General features: G+C 64.6%; 22 protein-coding genes and 1 pseudogene. 6 read left to right on the top strand and 17 right to left on the bottom strand.

Annotation, left to right across the window (positions count from 1 at the left end; all coding sequences use genetic code 11):
• The 4 genes from PMN64_RS14540 to PMN64_RS14525 form a co-directional block, all read right to left on the bottom strand.
• Positions 1-490: TRAP transporter small permease (locus PMN64_RS14540; RefSeq protein WP_411781157.1), on the bottom strand; the 490-nt coding region annotated here is incomplete at its 3' end.
• Positions 491-512: 22 nt separating this feature from the next.
• Positions 513-1,532 carry a TRAP transporter substrate-binding protein gene (locus tag PMN64_RS14535; RefSeq protein WP_411781156.1) on the bottom strand — a complete coding sequence of 340 codons (1,020 nt, stop codon included), beginning with the start codon at positions 1,530-1,532 and terminating at the stop codon, positions 513-515.
• 678 nt (positions 1,533-2,210) lie between these two features.
• Positions 2,211-2,819, bottom strand: a complete 609-nt coding sequence (locus PMN64_RS14530; protein WP_411781155.1) for a cysteine hydrolase — start codon at positions 2,817-2,819, stop codon at positions 2,211-2,213.
• A 101-nt stretch (positions 2,820-2,920) separates the two neighbouring features.
• On the bottom strand, positions 2,921-3,124 hold the full coding sequence (locus PMN64_RS14525) for a CsbD family protein (RefSeq protein WP_028344049.1): 204 nt from the start codon (positions 3,122-3,124) through the stop codon (positions 2,921-2,923).
• A gap of 238 nt (positions 3,125-3,362) precedes the next feature.
• Here PMN64_RS14525 and PMN64_RS14520 point away from each other — a divergent pair.
• The 3 genes and pseudogenes from PMN64_RS14520 to PMN64_RS14510 all read left to right on the top strand — a co-directional run bounded on the left by PMN64_RS14520 (position 3,363) and on the right by PMN64_RS14510 (position 5,819).
• Positions 3,363-3,849: pseudogene (locus PMN64_RS14520) on the top strand (ferritin-like domain-containing protein).
• An 87-nt stretch (positions 3,850-3,936) separates the two neighbouring features.
• Positions 3,937-5,196: a DUF763 domain-containing protein gene (locus tag PMN64_RS14515; protein ID WP_411781154.1), complete on the top strand. Its 1,260-nt coding sequence runs from the start codon at positions 3,937-3,939 to the stop codon at positions 5,194-5,196.
• A 191-nt stretch (positions 5,197-5,387) separates the two neighbouring features.
• Positions 5,388-5,819, top strand: coding sequence for a CBS domain-containing protein (locus PMN64_RS14510; protein ID WP_016845942.1), 432 nt, complete (start codon positions 5,388-5,390; stop codon positions 5,817-5,819).
• Positions 5,820-5,995: 176 nt separating this feature from the next.
• Here the strand turns inward: PMN64_RS14510 and PMN64_RS14505 are convergent, their stop codons facing one another.
• The 13 genes from PMN64_RS14505 to PMN64_RS14445 form a co-directional block, all read right to left on the bottom strand.
• Positions 5,996-6,325: a four-helix bundle copper-binding protein gene (locus tag PMN64_RS14505; protein ID WP_411781153.1), complete on the bottom strand. Its 330-nt coding sequence runs from the start codon at positions 6,323-6,325 to the stop codon at positions 5,996-5,998.
• A gap of 9 nt (positions 6,326-6,334) precedes the next feature.
• On the bottom strand, positions 6,335-6,559 hold the full coding sequence (locus PMN64_RS14500; protein ID WP_304495415.1) for a hypothetical protein: 225 nt from the start codon (positions 6,557-6,559) through the stop codon (positions 6,335-6,337).
• A gap of 45 nt (positions 6,560-6,604) precedes the next feature.
• On the bottom strand, positions 6,605-7,687 hold the full coding sequence (locus tag PMN64_RS14495; protein ID WP_411781152.1) for a YihY/virulence factor BrkB family protein: 1,083 nt from the start codon (positions 7,685-7,687) through the stop codon (positions 6,605-6,607).
• Positions 7,688-7,689: 2 nt separating this feature from the next.
• Entirely contained in the window at positions 7,690-8,193 is a 504-nt protein-coding gene (locus tag PMN64_RS14490) for a hypothetical protein (protein WP_411781151.1), read from the bottom strand.
• Positions 8,194-8,301: 108 nt separating this feature from the next.
• Positions 8,302-8,745 carry a hypothetical protein gene (locus PMN64_RS14485; protein WP_369525521.1) on the bottom strand — a complete coding sequence of 148 codons (444 nt, stop codon included), beginning with the start codon at positions 8,743-8,745 and terminating at the stop codon, positions 8,302-8,304.
• A 4-nt stretch (positions 8,746-8,749) separates the two neighbouring features.
• Positions 8,750-8,971, bottom strand: coding sequence for a hypothetical protein (locus tag PMN64_RS14480; RefSeq protein ID WP_038386759.1), 222 nt, complete (start codon positions 8,969-8,971; stop codon positions 8,750-8,752).
• Positions 8,972-9,004: 33 nt separating this feature from the next.
• Entirely contained in the window at positions 9,005-9,853 is an 849-nt protein-coding gene (locus tag PMN64_RS14475) for a hypothetical protein (protein ID WP_411781150.1), read from the bottom strand.
• Between the two features lie 251 nt (positions 9,854-10,104).
• On the bottom strand, positions 10,105-10,356 hold the full coding sequence (locus PMN64_RS14470; protein WP_411781149.1) for a hypothetical protein: 252 nt from the start codon (positions 10,354-10,356) through the stop codon (positions 10,105-10,107).
• A gap of 361 nt (positions 10,357-10,717) precedes the next feature.
• Complete coding sequence (locus tag PMN64_RS14465) at positions 10,718-10,918, bottom strand: hypothetical protein (protein WP_411781148.1); 201 nt, start codon at positions 10,916-10,918, stop codon at positions 10,718-10,720.
• Positions 10,919-11,186: 268 nt separating this feature from the next.
• Positions 11,187-11,933 carry a Crp/Fnr family transcriptional regulator gene (locus PMN64_RS14460; RefSeq protein WP_259243388.1) on the bottom strand — a complete coding sequence of 249 codons (747 nt, stop codon included), beginning with the start codon at positions 11,931-11,933 and terminating at the stop codon, positions 11,187-11,189.
• Positions 11,934-15,104 (bottom strand): CheR family methyltransferase, encoded by a 3,171-nt coding sequence (locus PMN64_RS14455; protein ID WP_411781147.1) that lies wholly within the window; start codon positions 15,102-15,104, stop codon positions 11,934-11,936.
• A 196-nt stretch (positions 15,105-15,300) separates the two neighbouring features.
• Entirely contained in the window at positions 15,301-15,570 is a 270-nt protein-coding gene (locus tag PMN64_RS14450) for a hypothetical protein (protein WP_028344037.1), read from the bottom strand.
• Positions 15,570-16,580 (bottom strand): chemotaxis protein CheB, encoded by a 1,011-nt coding sequence (locus PMN64_RS14445; protein WP_028344036.1) that lies wholly within the window; start codon positions 16,578-16,580, stop codon positions 15,570-15,572. Before PMN64_RS14445 ends, PMN64_RS14450 begins: the two co-directional genes overlap by 1 nt.
• A gap of 106 nt (positions 16,581-16,686) precedes the next feature.
• Here PMN64_RS14445 and PMN64_RS14440 point away from each other — a divergent pair, with 106 nt between their 5' ends.
• The 3 genes from PMN64_RS14440 (at position 16,687) to PMN64_RS14430 (ending at position 17,677) form a co-directional block, all read left to right on the top strand.
• Entirely contained in the window at positions 16,687-17,112 is a 426-nt protein-coding gene (locus tag PMN64_RS14440) for a response regulator (RefSeq protein WP_051448125.1), read from the top strand.
• 119 nt (positions 17,113-17,231) lie between these two features.
• Positions 17,232-17,411, top strand: a complete 180-nt coding sequence (locus tag PMN64_RS14435; protein ID WP_411781146.1) for a hypothetical protein — start codon at positions 17,232-17,234, stop codon at positions 17,409-17,411.
• A 77-nt stretch (positions 17,412-17,488) separates the two neighbouring features.
• Positions 17,489-17,677, top strand: a complete 189-nt coding sequence (locus PMN64_RS14430; RefSeq protein WP_411781145.1) for a hypothetical protein — start codon at positions 17,489-17,491, stop codon at positions 17,675-17,677.
• Positions 17,678-17,702 lie beyond the last annotated feature (25 nt).

The raw sequence follows: 17,702 nt of genomic DNA, 5'->3' as shown, positions 1-17,702 counted from the left end.
ATCCTAAGTCTCGTGGGCTCGGAGATGTGTATAAGAGACAGGTGTTGGATATCTGCAGCGCCGGCGTCGTGATGAAGCTTTCCTCGTAGGCGTATTCATAGGCCGGCCGCACGATCAGGATCAGGAACGCCAGCGCGGCGCAGGTCGCGACGACGTCGAGATAGGCCCAGAGCCGCGGTCCCGCGCTTGCGACCAGCGCCGTCATCCGCATGTGCTCGCCGCGACGGAATGCCACCGCCGAGCCCAGCATCGCGAGCCACAGGAACAGGATCGACGCCAGTTCGTCGGACCAGATCAGCGGCGCATGGAGCACGTAGCGCGACACCACGCCGGCGAACAGGATCACGACCTCGGCGACGACAAGGATCGCCGCCGGGATTTCGACCAGCGTCCCGAGCGCCGCGTCGATGGAACCGAGAACCGAGCGGCGGCGAGGGGGCTGCGACGCCGCCTCGCCGGCCACGGCCGGCGTCATCTCGACATGAGCCATGGCAAGCCTCCTGCTTGATTAATCAGGACAGTTTGCCGACGGACTTTTCGAGCAGATCCCAGGCCTTGTCGCCGTACTTGCCCTTCCACTCGGCGTAGAAGCCGGCGGTGCGGAGCTTGTCGCGGAACGGCCCGACCTCGGGCTGGTTGAAGACGAGCCCCTTGCCCGTGAGCTCCTGCTTCACGGTGGCGTTCAGCTTCTCGGTATCCTCACGCTCCTTGACGGCCGCCGCGTTGACGTTCTTGGCAACGATGGTCTTGATATCGTCCGGCAGCGCCGCCCAGGCTCTGCGGTTCATCAGGAACCAGAAGCCGTCCCACATGTGGTTGGTCATCGAGCAGTATTTCTGCACCTCGTAGAGCTTCGCCGCCGAGATCAGCGCCAGCGGGTTCTCCTGGCCCTCGACGATCTTCGTCTGCAGCGCCGAATAGACCTCGCTGAAATTGATCGAAGCGGGCGATGCATCGAACGCCTTGAACATCGAGGTCCACAGCGGCGACACCGGCACGCGGATCTTGAAGCCCTTGAGATCGTCAGGACCGGTGATCGGCTTGGTCGACGACGTGGTCTGGCGGAAGCCGTTGTCCCAGATCTTCTCCATGACCTCGAGGCCGGCCTTGTTGATCTCGCCGCGCACATAGGCGCCAAGCTCACCGTCCATGGCCTTCCAGACCGTGGGATAGTCCGGGAATGCGAAGCCGATGCCGTTGATCGAGGCGGCCGGCACCAGGGTCGCGAGGATCAGGCCGGACAGCGTGAAGAATTCGACGCCGCCGGAGCGCACCTGGCTCAGCATGTCGGTATCGGAACCGAGCTGGCTGTTCGGGAACACCTGCAGGTCAAAGCGGCCGTTGGTCTCGGTCTTGATCGCCGCGGCCATCTCCCGGGCGCGCGCCACGAACGGATGCGACTCCGGCAGGTTGTTGGCGAACTTGTAAGAGAACTCGGCCGACTGGGCGCGCGCGACATAGGGCGCGCCAATCCCGCCGAGGACGGCGGAAGCGGCGGAAACCTTCAGCAGCGTGCGTCGTGAAAAGCTCATTGGTTGCTCCCTCAAGAGGCTTGTTGTTGTTCTGAGATGCCATCCTATACGGACCTGATGCCGCGGGGTCACCAGCGATCTCTGCACAGCTGGGGCTTATTGCAGCGTCCGTACGCGGCGGCAATATCGGCTTTCAGACGAGATGCGCGCGCGTGGATCGCTGCGGCATCGGCACGGGCCGGACGACCGGCTTGGGTACATCAGCACGCACGCCAACTTGCGGACCAGTGCGAAGATTTCCCACTAAATATCTGATCTAATTGTAGATATAAATATTCCATAATATACCTTATGCGAATTACGGATATGGGGCAGCTAAGACCGCTCACGGTCCGCTCACCTTCGTCGCACGGCCGACAGCCATCCCAGGAACCATTGCACCGATCGCAGATCGACGGCCGGTCCCACGTCCCAGCGGCTCATCGCTCGACCGCGTGCGTTTTGGCTTGCACGGCGTCACCATGACTTCGCCGCCCACGGTACCATCAGCCGGTCAGCCCGCAGAGGATCATGAGTGCGCGTGGGTTGGATCGCACCTTCGTGCTCGGCAACTCGAAGAACGGCAGCACAAATTGTCCCAAGCGCAACCCCAGCAAGTAGGTGTTGCCACCCCTGCTCCGACTGCCCTGATGCCAGGACGCCTCGTCTGGGATGTTGCCCGACCGGCGCGTTGTCGCTTCAGTCGTCGAGGGTCCACATCCGGAGGATATCGGCCGTGGATGCCACCTCGATCTGGATGCTGAAGCGTTCGGCATAGAGCTGCAGCAGCGCGTCATGGCTGTGATCGGAAGAGCTGCACAGCGCATCCTCGGCCACGATCACCCGATAGCCGATATCGATCGCGGCCAGCACGGTGGCGAGCACGCACACGTCCGTCTCGCCGCCCGACACGATGGTCGTATCGATCCCATGCGCATCCAGATGAGCTTGCAGGCGCCCATTGCCGAACGCGTTATAGATCGGCCGGTCGACGATGGCGGCCGGCGGTACACAGGCGGCGAGCGCCGGCACGAGCTCGATCAACTCCGGATCGAGCCGCTCGCGGGTCACGCATTCCCATTTCTCGTAATAAGCCCGCCAACTCCCTCGCGCGTCGTGCTTCGAGCGCGGCGGAATAAAGCGGGTGAACACGGTACGTTCAGGTGCATGCTGCGCCAGCTCGACGATGCGTGGCAGCACGCGGTCCATCCAGGGCGTCGCCCAGGGCGCCCCCGGCTCGAACAGTCGCTGCATGTCGATGCAAAGGTGCGCCGCGCGCGGACCCGGCGGGCTGAGAAGCTGTCCCATCGCTCATTCCAGCGCGCGCCGACCGCATGCCGTCACACGCAGGGTCAGCCGCCCAGGCCGCAAAAGGCCCCGCCGAAGCGGGGCCCCTGACGTGGTCCGGTTCACCATTTCTGGCGGCCATACCAGTCGTTCACTTCCTTGGCGGCTTGATCCTTGGCATAGCCGTAGCGCTGCTGCAGACGGCCCTCGAGCTGCTCCTGCTTGCCGTCGATCACATCGAGATCGTCATCGGTGAGCTTGCCCCACTGCTCCTTGACCTTACCCTTGACCTGCTTCCAGTTGCCTTCGACACGATTCCAATCCATCGCGGTTCTCCCTTGAACGATGAGACCGACCAACGGGCCGGCCGAGGCTTCGTTCCGAAGCCGCGTTGCGGCAAGACTTCGCAATCAAGACCTCGCAATCCGACCAAGCTCCATCGTAGCGCGCTTGAATGCGCGACGGCCGACGAGGCGCTTTGCCACGCATCGATCAAGGATAGGAACTTGCTTTTCGCACTCGTGTTGGCACTCCGGACTATTCACCCAACACACGGAGCGACCAATGCCGGACAAGGATCTCAGCGCCCTCTTCCTCGATACTCTCAAGGACATTTACTACGCGGAAAAGCAGATCCTGAAGGCGTTGCCGCGGATGGCCAAGGCCGCCGGGTCCGACGACCTGCGCGCGGCCTTCGAGAAGCATCATGACGAGACCGAAGGACAAATCGAGCGGCTCGAGCAGATCTTCGACCTGATGGGCAAGCCGGCGCGCGGCAAGAAGTGCGACGCCATCGAGGGGATCATCGACGAGGGCAAGGAGATCATGGAGGAGTATGCCGACACGCCGGCGCTCGACGCGGGCCTGCTCGGCAGCCCAGGCGGTCGAGCATTACGAGATCGCCCGCTACGGCACCTTGAAGGCGTGGGCCAACCGCCTCAGCATGAAGGATGCGGTCAAGCTCATCGACCAGACCCTGGCCGAGGAAAAGAAGACGGATGAAGCGCTCACCAAGCTCGCCGTCAGCGGCATCAACGCCGAAGCCGCCTGACGAGACGCGCAATGAAGCGACGTCCGCTTTGTACACACGCTCGCATTTGCTGGTAGATTGGACGCCGATTCAGCATCTGGGAGCCCGATGGCCCGACGCACCGGCAGCGCCGATCTTCCGCTCCATGGCGGCCGCGTGCCGCCATGGCTGGCGGCGCGCATGGCGACGCTGGGCGGCATCATCACCCAGGCCATCGTCCACCATCACGGTCGCGATGCCTTCTTGCAGCGACTTTCGCATCCATTCTGGTTCCAGTCGTTCGGCGCCGTGATGGGCATGGACTGGCACTCGTCCGGCATCACCACCAGCGTCATCGGTGCGCTGAAGCGAGGTCTGGCGCCGCTGCAAGGCGAGCTCGGAATCCACGTCTGCGGCGGCCGCGGCAAGCATTCGCGCCGCACGCCGGATGAACTGTCCGCCCTTGGCGACCGCGTCGGATTCGACGGTGCCGCCCTGACCCGCGCAAGCCGGCTGGTGGCCAAGGTCGACAGCGCCGCGGTGCAGGACGGATTCGAGCTCTACCTGCACGGTTTCTTCGTCACCGACGACGGCAAGTGGACCGTCGTCCAGCAAGGCATGAACGGCGACCAGCGGCAGGCCCGCCGCTATCACTGGCACTCCGAGGGCCTGCGCAGCTTCGTCGACGAGCCGCACAGCGCGATCGACGGGCCGACGCAGGGCGAGATCGTCAATCTCACCGATCACCGCGCCGAAAGCTCGCGCCAGGCGCAGCTCGATCTGCTCGCTGCGCTTGGGCCGGACGGCATCACGCGTGAATATGCCGAGCTGACGCAGAGCGCGACCGCGCAGCCGGACCTCCTGCACCTGATCATGCCCGCGCATCACGACGTGCGCTCGAGCGACGTGTTCGTGCGCCGCCTGCACGGCACGTTGGCCGCGGCTGCCGATCGCGGGCCGCTGGATTTTCCCGAGCTGCTGCTGACGCCCGGCGTCGGCGCCCGCACGGTGCAGTCGCTCGCGATGGTCGCCGAGGTCGTTCACGGGACGCCCTACCGCTTCCGCGATCCGGCACGCTTCTCGCTCGCCCATGGCGGCAAGGACCGTCACCCCTTCCCGGTGCCGATCAAGGTCTATGACGAGACCATCCGCGTGCTGAAGTCGGCCGTGCAGCAGGCAAAGCTCGGCCGCGACGAGGAGATGCAGGCCTTGAAGCGGCTCGACGATCAGGCCCGCAGGCTGGAACGAACCGCCACCGGCTCCTCCTTCGAGGCGTTTGTCGCGAACGAGCGGGCCCGTTCTCCTGCGCTCGACGGCCGCTCGGTGTTCGGCTGGGAAGCCGACCTTGCCGAGCGCAACGGGATCACCAAGCCTCAAAGCGAGGGCTGATCCACCGCTCGATCCATCGTCAGGTCCTTCGAGGTGACCACCGAGAACGGCAAGTAGCACCACGGCCGGCTGGCGCCTGCGCTTCGTTCCCGTTGGTCGCCGGCGTCCTGGCCGCGGCGACAAAGTTAGGAACGCCGTTCCGGGCGGCATCGTTAGGCCGTTGACGCAACCGGCCACATGGAGAGGCTAGCATGAAGGTTTGCGACGCGATGACACCGGACGTCCAGCTGTGCACCCCCGACGATACGCTGCGCGATGCCGCAGAAGCGATGGCCGCGCTCGGTGTCGGCCTGCTGCCGGTTGCCGATGGCGAGCGCCTGGTCGGCATGATCACGGACCGCGACATCGCGCTTCGCGGCATCGGAATGGGTCGCGGCCCCGACTCGCGGGTCGGCGACGTCATGACGGCCGAGGTAAAGTATTGTTTCGAGGATCAGGAGCTAGAGGACATCGCGCAGAACATGGGTGCGATCCAGGTTCGGCGCCTGCCGGTGCTGAGCCGGGACAAGCGCCTGGTCGGAATCATCGCCCTCGGGGATATCGCCCTGATCCAGGCCAGCGATGGTACGGGCATGGCGCTCAGCCAGATCTCACGCCCGACCACCCAGCACGCGCAACTCTAGACTTACACGGCTCCGCTTCGCGCGCTGGCTCGCGAAGCGGACCGTCAGGTGCGCCAATGGCCGACTATGTACCGTGGATCGTGATTGCCGCCGGGGTCATCGCCCTGATCGTCACGGCGCTGCTCTGGCGCGCCCACTACGTCAGCTCCGATTGACCGAACGGCGAGCCCGCGCCGTCAGGCCGCCATCTTGCGGCAGGATTCCGCGCACGCGCGGCACATCGCCACGCATTCGTCCATGCCGCCGACGCGATCGCAATCCTCGGCGCATTCGCCGCAGATCTCGGCGCATTCCCGGCAGGTGTGCTTATGATGCGGGGTGTTGATCAGCATGAAATGGGCCGCCGTCCGGCACATTTCCGCACAGGCCATCATCAATCGGAAATGTGCCGGCTCGACATGCTTGCCGCCGGTGACGAGACAATGGTTCATGGCCGTGGCGAGACACATCTTGTAGCAGGACAGACAGGTCTCAACGCATCGGTTCATTTCCTCCGAGAATGCCATGTCGATACCTCACGCCTGCGCCAGCAGTTGGCGCAGGTAGCAGAGCCCGTCAAAGGTCAGCTTCGACTCGCGGACCTCGCCCTGTGCGATCTCGGCTTCGAGGAAGTTCTCGAGCTCGGGAAGCGCGCGGTCGAACCTGTCCGCGATGCCCATCAGCTCGCAGGTCTCCTTGATCCGCTCGATCGGTTTTTCCAGCACGTTGATCTGAACCATTTTGGCATAAGCCCGGGTCATGCCATTGGTTCCTATGCTCATTGCTGGATGCGGGGTCTGCTGCGGCTACGACGCCTTGCCGACCGTGTCGGCCATGGTTGCGCCACGCGCTCCGAGCGGCTTGCGGCAGCCCTCGGTCGAATCGAGCATTGTCTGATGCTCGATCTCTGAATTCAGCTCTGCCCCGCACAGCACGATGATGGCGGACATCCACATCCACGTCATCAGGCCGATGGCCGCCCCCAGCGAGCCGTAGGTCGCGTTGTAATCGCCGAAGTTCGCCAGATACCAGGAGAGCAGCACCGAACCGGCCAGCCACAGCACGGCTGCCGCGACGGCGCCGACGCTGAGCCACTGCCAGCGCGGCCTGGTTCGGCTCGGGCCATAGCGGTAAAGCACCGCAAGCGCGGTGAGGAGCAGGAGCACCAGGATCGGCCATCGTCCGAGCCGGATGACGAGCTCGGCCGTCGTGCCCAGTCCAACCTGCTGCAGCAGCAGCGGGACGACGACCACCGCTCCGACCATCAGCATGATGGAAATCAGCCCGGCGATAGTGAACGCGAGGGACATCAGGTTGAGTTTGACGAAGCCGCGCTTTTCCTTCTCGTCATAGACGACGTTGAGCGCATCGAAGATCGCCTTCATGCCGGCATTGGCGCTCCAGATCGCGATCAGCAGGCCGGCGGCAAAGGTCAGGCCGAGTGTCGAGGTCCCCTTCGCGAGCACGCGGGCGATCTGGTCCTGGACGATCGCAAACGAGCCTTCCGGCAGCATCAGCGCCAGGCTCTGCAGGTTCGATGAGATCGTGGACGGATCGGCAAACAGGCCGTAGCTCGAGACCAACGCGGTGATGGCCGGGAAGATCGCCAGCAAGCCGTAGAACACGACGCCGGCCGCGGTGGCCAGCAGGCGGTCCTCGTCGATCTGCTGATAGGTGCGCAGCAGAATGTCCTTCCAGCCGGCAGCCGGAATCTCAAGCGGCGTGCCGGCAAGCCGTCCACGATCCCGGGTTTCGGCCAGCACGGGTTCGACGCCCTGCTCCCGCGCGGACGACCGCTCCGATCGGGAGAGCTGGCGAGAGATCGCCAAGGTCGCCAGAGCCGTTGCACCGGCGAGCATCAGGTCGTTGGTCCAATTGCGTGGCGCCATCGCTAGTCCTGGATCGCGTCGCGCTGACGCCGGGCGCGCGATGCGGCGAACCAGCCGACAAGCATGATTGCAGCCCCGGCGGCCAGTGCCCGGGTGGTGGGATCTACGCTCTCCCCTGCTCCCGTCCGATTGGAGGCGATCAGCCGCGCCGCGACGGGCACCGCGATCGCGCGCTTGAGCATGTCGGCCTGTCGGCCCGGGCTCGGCACCGCCGGCGCAGGACGCGCGAGCAGGACGCGCCCCACGACCAACCCCACGATCCCGAGGAGGAGAAAGACGCCCCCGATCGCGGCATATGCGATCCAGATGCCGTAATGCACTTCAAGGGCGTGGAAAGCCGCGGCGACCCCGATCCCGATCGCAACCAGGAGAGCGACCGCGCCGATCAGCATGACGCCGCATGCCAGCGCGTAGCCGGTCGCGAGGCGCCCCAGCCATTGCCGCAAGTCCGCAAGGTAGGAGCGGAAGATCAGGCTCAGCGAAGACGGCCGGGTGTTGACGCGCATGGCGAGGTCCGTAGCAAGTTGGCACCCGACAACCCGGCAGGAAGATCGACGTTCCTCCCCCGGCAACGCGCGACAGCTCGCGCCTCGCGGGGCGGCGCGGACCGAGCGCTAACTGACCGGAGGGAGATTTGCGCGTGGTGGCATGGAGCTCGGGAATGGCTTGGCGACCATGAGCGTCGCGCGTTCGTCGGTTTCGAGCGCGATTTTCTGGGCAAGCATGACGTCGCCCGCCACCAGTGAGCCGACGGGCCGGAAGCACCAGCCCAGCACGATGCGGTCGCCGCCGTCCATCTCGTAGACGTTGGTCGAGGTGCCGTAGCAAATCCGGTATCGCTTGCCGGACTCCGAGCCGATGACGTCGAAGCGATTGTATTTTTCGAATTGCGCCCGCTGTTCGGGTGACAGCCACGCGGACAGCAGCGCAAGTCCGCGCGCCTCAATTCGCTCATACGCCTTCCAGCGATCCCAGATCGCGGCCAGCGTCGCACGCAGCGTGCTGGCGGCTCCTCGGAGCGCGGATCGCAGGGGCATCTCGCGCAGACGGGCGAGCATGGCGTCAGCCGCCCACCAGCCTCGGATAGAACAGGGTTTCCTCGGCGGTCGGATCAAGCGCACGGACCAACCTCGCCTCTCCGGTCGCCTGCCGAATTGCGGCAGTGTAGCCGTCCGATGTGAGCTGGGCGAAGCGGGCATTCGCCCAGGCCAGTTGCTCGCTGTTATCGGGATCGAATTGTTGCCTCGTATCGCCGGAGTGGTCCATCACCAAGATCGTTGCCATCATCGTCTCCCTTGAAGGACATTCACAACTGCATCAGATAATCGGCACGGCCGTCGTCGGCCTGCCGCCCATCCACTCCGGCAACGCGGCGCCGTCGCGGTGACGGCCGCCCGCGCCTGCCGCGGCCCACGCGGCGACCGCACCGAACAGCAGCGCCGCCGCAACCGAGAATGCCAGAATCACCGCGCTGCGCCGCGACCGCTGGATCGCGGTCCTGGCATCGCCCATCACGCTGTCGACGCGCTTCTCCGCCTCCGCCGCGGCCAGACCGGTCGCGGCCGCGACCTGCTGGATCAGATAGCTGCGATCGTCACTGTTGACGCCGCTGCGGCCGGAGCTCGTCAGCAGGATGCGGCCCGCCTCCGCCCGCTCATAGCCGATATCGAGATTGGCCGGACGCCGCAGCGACCGGTACAGACGGTCGAGCTCGGCGCTCAGCAACGGCTCCGCGGCCGTCGCAGATGGCCGGTTCTGGACCACCGGGCGCGCGGTTGACAGGCCAACCAGCGTGACGATTGTGGCACCGAGGATGACGGCGAGCGCCCAGGCGGTCAGTCCGTGAAGCCCGTCGCGGCTGTCGATCTCGTCCGATGGCGTCGCGCCAATCACGCGCTGCGCCCGGCCGGCGATGTAGCCGCCGACGCCGAAGCTCACCACCGCCTGCAGGGTCAAATACAGCCCCGACAACAACGCGAGCGCGGCCGATGCGTCGCGCCATGTCGGCGAGCTTGAACTCACGCCCAATCCGACCGCGGCGCCGAAGCCGATCAAAATCACCGACAGCGCCGCGGCAGCCAGCGCGCCGGCGATGACCGGGCTCCATTGCAGCCGAAGCCCGGTCCTGTTGGCGGCGGACACGGCAAGCCCTCGCTCGTTATCCATGATGTGCCTACCGCAGCCCGAAGAACGACAATATCGCCAAAATGACCACGATCAGTCCGACCAGATAAATCAACTGGTTCATGCAAACCTCCTCCGTCCGCCTCGTCCCGTCCTGACAATTTGGTGGATCAGCCAAGGTTCCTACGCTGACGAACCGGCGCGATGCGGTAACGCCAATGAAAAGGGCCCCGCCGAAGCGAGGCCCTAATCGGTCGTCGCGAGCTGGTTATCGCGACGTGCGACCAGCACCGTTAATCGTCCCAGTCATGACCACGGATCACGAAGCCGCGGTTGCGGTAGTAGTCGCGATGATGGTTGTACCAGCCGTGGTGCCAGCCCCGGTCATGCCGGTATACGTCGACGCGCGGGCCACCATAATATCGATTGCCGTAGTAGCCGTGGTCGCTGCCGACATAGATGCCCACACCCTGCGCGCTCGCAACGGTCGGTGCCGCTATCGAGAGTGCCGCCACTGCGGCAAGAGCGTAAGTAAGCTTCGTCATGGCATCCTCCTTTCCAGTACACCGTGACAACGACTGGCGTCCGCGCATGTTGCAGGAACAGGATCGGAACTTTCCTGAACGTTCCTTCACCATCATGGCGGCTGCACGTGACCGGCGCACGAGATCGAGGAGCCCTCGACGCGCACTGCTCGATCGCTGTGGCTCCACTCTCACCTGTTCGACACAAGTGACCCCAGCTCAGGGGTGGAGAGCTGGGGTCGTAGCGGGGTTCTCCTGGTTGCGCTGACGGCCGGTCGGCGCGTCAGCTCGCGAGAACCTGCGCTTCGCAACGGGTTCCGGCACTAACGTCTGCAAATGTGCGACGCACAATCATGCCGCTGCGATTGCCCGATCAGACCGCTTAGCCCCACATGCTCGGGGCGGTGCGCAACGCGGCCTGGCCTGCGATGCGCAGCTCATCGATTGACGAGCGTCCCTCGCGAACGGCCTGCAGCAATCCGGAGGCGACGTTGGTCCGCTTCGTCGTATCGGAGCGCGGCACGTCTCCGCAGACCTCGTCGAGCACTGCACGAAGCACAGCCGCCGTCTCTCCATTGAGCATGATTGCCTCCCTGCCCTCGTGGATTGAACCGCATCATAGCGCGAGACGGCGCGAGAGGGTTTCAAGTATGTTATCAGCCGTATCCAAATCTTGCGCGGCCGACCGTCGCGCTGTCTTCGTCGTGACAAATCACTGTCATGTTCAGATCGTCAGTGCGCTGTGCAAAACGTCGATGTCGCCGCGCCCGCTTTAGCCCTGCTGCGACATTTCAAGGATCGCATCGGCGAACGCCTGCGGCGTCTCTCGCGCCCGCCGCACCGGCCGCGTCTCAGCCGCGCCGCTTGGTGTGCAGATAGTCGGCCGAAAACAGCGCCGTGTCCTTGAGCTGCTTCAGGTCGTTGATCGTCAGTATGCGGTCGCGCAGCACGATCAGGCCGGCGCCGCGCAGCTCCTGCAGGGTCCTGTTGACATGGACCACGGACAGCCCGGTGGCATCGGCGAGATCCATCTGCGTGATCGGAAACAGGCAGGAGTCGCCGTCGATCATTCCAACCGGCAGCAGGCGCTCATAGAGTTCGCACAACAGATGCGCGACCCGCTCCAGCGCCACGCGCCGCCCGATATTGACCGTCCATTCCCGCTGGATCGCGCTGTTCACCATGGTTTCGCACCACAGCGCTTCCTCCAGCGAACGGTCGCTCGCCAGCAGCTGCTCGAACGCCGGACGCTTGATGTCGGCATAGGTGACCGGGGTCAGAGCGCCGATCGAATGATCCATCACCGACAGCAGATAAACGCAGGCGTCGCAGCTGTCGCCCGGCAGAACAAAATTGACGATCTGGCGACGACCGTCGGCCAGCGTCTTGTAGCGGCAGAGCCAGCCCGACAGGATGATCCTGACGCTGTCGACCGGATCGCCCTCGGTGGCGAGGTCTTCGCCCGGGCGGGCGCGGTGCAGCCCGTCCTGGATCGCCTGTTGCAGCAACGCGATTCCCCGTTCGGACAATTGCCGCATGGCGTTGAGCCGCCGGATCACCGGCTGCGCCAAATTCCCCTCGAGCACCGGGGGATGCATCTAGCTCCCCATGCTCGGCGTATGGATCGCTTGCGGGCTCATCGGTATGGCGATCGTGCAGTGAAGTCCCGACGGATTGAACTCAAGCGTGCTCTTGCCCTTGAACTCGAACGCCAGCGTCCGCTCCAGGAGATCGGATCCAAATCCCCTGCGGCGCGGCGGCGTCACCTCAGGCCCGCTGCGTTCGCGCCAGTTGAACACCAGTTGCCGTGGCTCGGCCGCATCGTCGATGCGCCATGTAACGTCGATGCGCCCGGCGCGTTGGCTCAGCGCGCCATATTTCAAGGCGTTGGTTGCGAGCTCGTGGAGTGCCAGCGCGAATGTCTCCGCGGCCTTCGGTTGCAGGCGAATCCCGGGACCGGAGACTCTCAGTTGCTCGCCCTCCCGCGCGTTGTAAGCCAGCAATTCCTCGACCACGAGATATTCGAGGTCGACGCCGCCCTCGGGATCGCGGGTCACCAGCGACTGGGTCCGCGCGAAGGCATTGAGCCGGCCGTCGAGATGCGATGCGTAGTCCTCGACGTTCGCGCTGGTCTCTGCCGAGCGGCGCGCGATCGAGCGGACCACGCCGAGCGTGTTGCGGACGCGATGCTGCAGCTCGGCGAGCAGCAGCCGCTGCCGCTCCTCGGCCCGCGTGATCGCGGTGACGTCGATGAAGGTGATCACGACGCCGGCGATGAAATTGTCGATGCTGCGGTACGGCAGGATGCGCACGATATAGCGCGTGCCGCTGTCGGGCGCGGTCAGCTCGCGCTCGGCGCTGGCCAGCGTCCGCAGCACGCGCCGCACATCGTCGTAGAGCTCCTCGATCGGAATCCGCGCCTTGATATGCGCGATCGGGCGGCCGACATCGGTCTCGACCAGATGCAGCAAATGCGTGATCGCGGGCGTGAAGTTCATCACCTTCAGATCGTTGTCCAGGAACACGGTTGCGATCTGGGTGCTCTCGAGGAAATTCTTCAGGTCGCTGGTGGCGCGGGTCAATTCCTGCACGCGGTGCGCCAGCTCGCCATTGACGGTCGTCAGCTCCTCATTGACCGACTGCAATTCCTCCCGCGAGGTCTCCAGTTCCTCGTTGGCGGATTGCAGTTCCTCATTCAGCGATTGATATTCCTCGTTGGAGGATTTCAGCTCCTCATTGGTGCTTTCGAGCTCCTCGATCGTGGCTTGCAGCCGCTCGCGGGTGGCGCGCAGCTCGCCCTCCAGCCGCTCGACATGCTCGGTCCTGACCAGAATGTTGGGAATGTTCTCGGCCTGCTCCACGGGACGGATCGGGCCATCCTTGAACAGGATGACGAAATTGCGATGGCCGGCGGGACCGTCCTGGATCGGCTCGACCGTGATGTCGACCAGCATGCGATGCCCGTTGACGCCGAGCTGCACCTGCTCGGCCTGCGCCGGTTCATTGGTTTCCGCGGCACGGCTGAGCACCGTGCGCAGTTCAAGCCTGAGATCGCGATGCACGAGTTGCAGCAGATCGAGCGTCGCCGTGCCTGCGGTCGGCTCGATATAGCGGCCGGTGCGGCCGGAGAAATGCAGGATGTGAAAGTGGTCGTCGGTGATGACATAGGCCGGCGCATAGCGCTCGGCGATGCGCTGGGCGCGGCGCTCGAGGCCGACATCCGGGCCGACGGAACGTACCGGCGGGATGTCGACGGAGGCCCGCCCTGTGACCGTCGTGATCGGGAATTCCGGCGGCAGCCGTGTCCCGGTCTCGAGTTTCTTGAAGATGCGCGCGCGCCGATCGACCGGCGCAAACAGCTTCGGATGCCGCGTGACGTTCTCGGAATTGCCGAGAAACAGGAACCGGTCCGGCAGCAGCGCAAAATGGAACAGCGGGATGACGCGGTTCTGCAGCTCGCCATTGAGATAGATCAGCAGGTTGCGGCACGAGACCAGATCGAGCTTGGAGAACGGCGCGTCCTTGATGACATTGTGCTGCGAGAAGATGCACATCTCGCGCAATTCCTTGACCACGCAATAGGTGTCGCCTTCGCGCACGAACCAGCGCGCCAGCCGCTCCGGCGTCATATCGTTCTCGATACTGGTCCGATAACGCCCGACCCGCGCGGCAGCGAGCGCGCGGCCGTCGATGTCGGTCGCGAAGATCTGCACCTGCGGCACCGAGTCGAGACCGGCCATATGCTCGCGCAGCAGGATGCCGATCGAATAGGCCTCCTCGCCGGTCGCGCAACCGAGCACCCAGACGCGCACCTGCCGGCCGGCGCCCTTCCCTTCGAATATCTTCGGGATGATCTGGGTTTCCAGGACTTCGAACTCCTTCTTGTCGCGGAAGAATTCCGTGACGCCGATCAGGAGGTCGTTGAAAAGATGTTGCGCCTCGTCCTTGTCATTTCTCAGGAAATCGACATAGGCGGAGATATCGTCGATCTGCACCACCTGCATGCGGCGCTGGACGCGGCGCAGGAACGTGTTCTGCTTGTAGCCGTGGAAGTCGTTGCCGGTCTTGTTGCGAAGAATATCCGCGATGCGCGCGAGCGAGCTGGCCGCCGCCGCCAGCACTTCGTCGAAGCCCTGCTTCTCCTCGAGCCGGCGCAAATGGCGGGAATAGACGTCGATATGCTCCGGAATGTCCTCCGGCGGCAGCACAAAATCGGCGATCGCCGCCGCCGAACTGCCTTCGTCGTGGGGGTTGGACTGACCGGCGCCAATGCGTTCGGCGATCGCGAGGCCGCCATGATCCTTCAAGGTCCCGACCCCGAGCGTGCCGTCGCCACCCGTGCCGGCCAGCACCACGCCGATCGATTCCTCGGCGCGCTCCTCCGCCAGCGACACCAGGAAGCTGTCGATGGTGGCCCGCTCGGCGCGCGCCTGCTCGGCGCGCCGGACGGCGAAACGGTCGCCATGAACGGTAGTGATCATGTCGGACGGACACAGATGGATCACGCCGCCCTCGACGGGCTGTCCGTCGCTGATCTCGGACAGTCGCGCGCCTTCCGATCGCTGCAACGCTCCGCGCAACCGGGTGTCCTCGATGGCATCCCGGTACTGCAACACGAGCACGACGGCCTGGTCCGGATTGAGCCTCAGTTTCGAGAAGAACCGCTCGATGCTATCGAGGGCGCCGGCGGACGCGCCCACACCTATGATCAGCGGCGCCTTGGACTGGCGCCCTTCGTCTCCGCTCTGGGGTTGGCCAACGTCATCCATGATTGCAGCGGCTCTCACTTTCCCGCGGGCGCCTCGCCTGCGCCTGCTGATAGCAGAGTTTAGTCCTATCCCAACGGGATAAGTAGGAAATCTCCACCTTCCTGGGAACCTCGATGCGGGCGCCGATGGCTCTGCGGCGGCGTCCGCGGCAGGCCAGCCACATGCTCGAACGCGGGCCCGTGCTTTTCCCTTGGCGCTAATGGGATGCGACCTGCTCCTCCAGGTATGCGACCCGCTGCACAATCAGGGTCCGGTGTCGTTCCCACTCGATCAAGGTCCGCTTGAGCAGACTGACGAGATGTTCGGCCTGCTCGGTATCGTGACCGGCCCGCTGGAGCCAATCCAGCAAATCCTGCTGGTTGCGGACGCGCCGCCAGCCCTCCTCGATGTCGATGTCGGCCTTAACCAGCAGCGCGCGCTCGGACCGCAACTGTTCGGCCCAGTTCGCATGCTCAGCGCTGGCCATCACGGTTCCTTCCGCGCCGGTCGCTTCGGATCGAGCGATTGTAGCACGACACGCCGGATCATATCGGCATATTCGCGGTATTCAGCGGCGCGCGCCTCATACATTTGCGCGATCGCCGGCCGCCCGCTCTGGCGGCCGTCCTCGGCCATCCGATGCACCAGTTCGGCGCGCTCCTCGATGATGCGCAGCGCGACCCGAAGCGCTTCGTCGACCCGGCCTTCCTGCTCCTTGGCGAGGGCATCGGCGGTATAGGCATGGCCGACCTGACAGCGAAATCGCAGCGGATGCCCGACCTTCAGCTCGGACAGGACGCCGCCGCACCCTGGACAGGTCAGCGGCGCGGGATCGGCGATATCGACCAGCGTATCGCTGCCGATGCGCTCGCCTGCCGCGATCTTCACCTCCAGCACGATCTCGGGCGGGATCGGCAGCACCGCGCCGGCCCGTTCCCGGGCGAGATCGGACAGCACATCGCCAAGCTGTGCGCCCGAGATACAGAGATCGACCGTGGTCGCTTCCAATGCCCGGAGCGGCATTTCGTCGGACATCGCATCCTGCGGGTCCTGAACCAGCGCGACCCCACCGCAGCGCTTGATCGCGTTCAGGCCTGCCGCGCCGTCGGACAGCAGACCGCTGAGCACGACGCCGATCACTCGCGGTCCATAGTGCAGTGCGGCCGAGCGAAACAGCGCGTCGATCGCTGGCCGTACCAGATTTTCGCGTGGCCCGCGGCCGAGCATCAGGTGGCCGTCCTGGATCAGGAGATGGCGGTCCGGTGCCGCCAGATAGACGTGACCATTTTCGATGACCATGCCGCTTTCCGCCTGCCGGACCGGCAGCTTGCCGGCGGCCTTCGCGACCGTCGAGAGGATGCCGATCCCGTGGGCCGGTATGTGCAAGACGATGAAGACCGCGGCCGGTAGATCGGCCGGCAGCCGGCCCAGAATCTCCTTCAACGGTGCAGTCGCCCCGGCCGAACCGCCGATGACGATGATGTCCCGATTGGACATGGAACCTGCCTTTTCCAACATTTCCAACATTGTTTGCAACAAGGCGCGCATTCGTCCTATGTTCCAATTTTGCGAAGACATCACGCCGGGCGCGGCCGGAATTGACATGTCCGAATTTGCACATTTGCGCGAACCCCCACTCTTGACAGGACGGCGCGTCCTGATCGTCGAAGACGAATATTTCCTTGCCGACGACATGCGCAGCGCGCTGCGCGCGCTTGGTGCGGATATCGCCGGGCCGGCCGGTGACATCGACGATGCGCTTCGCATCCTGCACGACGGCGGCGTGATTGATGGTGCGGTGCTCGATGTGAACATCCGCAAGCAGATGATCTATCCGGTCGCGCGCGAGCTCCAGGCGCGCGGCGTGCCCATCGTGTTCACCTCGGGATACGACAAGATCGTACTCGGCACCGAGTTCGCGGACGTCCCGTTGTGGGAGAAGCCGTTCGATCAGCGCGCCATGGCGCACGGGCTCGCCGGCATGATCCTGCGCGGTGATCCCATGAAGCAGATTGATCCGCAGGTCTGACCGCCTGTCTCATCGCGCTGCTGGACACCAATAATCCAGCCGGGCATTTGCAAATGTTAGTGCGGAGGTTTGCAGAGAGCCCCACGATGCTCCAGTCACGATATCGGACGGGGTGCGTAATGACCGAGATCGAAAGGCGTATCGAGCTGCTGGAGCAGACGGCCGCAGAACGCGCGCTGATCGCCGACCTCTCAACCGTCATGGAAACGCGCATCCGCAACGCCCAATTGGCAGACGAGGCGCGGCTCGTCGTCGCGCAGCTCAGGATCTTGAGGCTGGGTGACATTCATATTGCCTGATTGTCTCGGCCCGCGATCTCCGGCAAACCGGCGGCTTGACGCATCCTCCTGGCGCATCGTCCTCAGGAAGGACAGCGATGCTGCAGGATTCAACAGATCGGATCGCGGAGTGCCGGCAACTGGCCGACGAAGCCGACCGTCTGGCTGCGACATCCAGCGTCGAAACGACGCGCAAGGATTACGAGTTGCTGGCGCGATCCTGGCGACAATTGGCGCTGAGCTACGAATTATCCATGCATCTCGAACGCTTCATCAAAGCCCGCTAATCGGCCCGCCGACCGATCGCGATAT

The sequence above is a fragment of the Bradyrhizobium sp. UFLA01-814 genome, from assembly GCF_046718885.1.
Classification (GTDB): Bacteria; Pseudomonadota; Alphaproteobacteria; order Rhizobiales; family Xanthobacteraceae; genus Bradyrhizobium; species Bradyrhizobium elkanii.
Note: the sequence above shows the minus strand (reverse complement) of the source record. Positions and strands in the feature narration are given on the sequence as shown.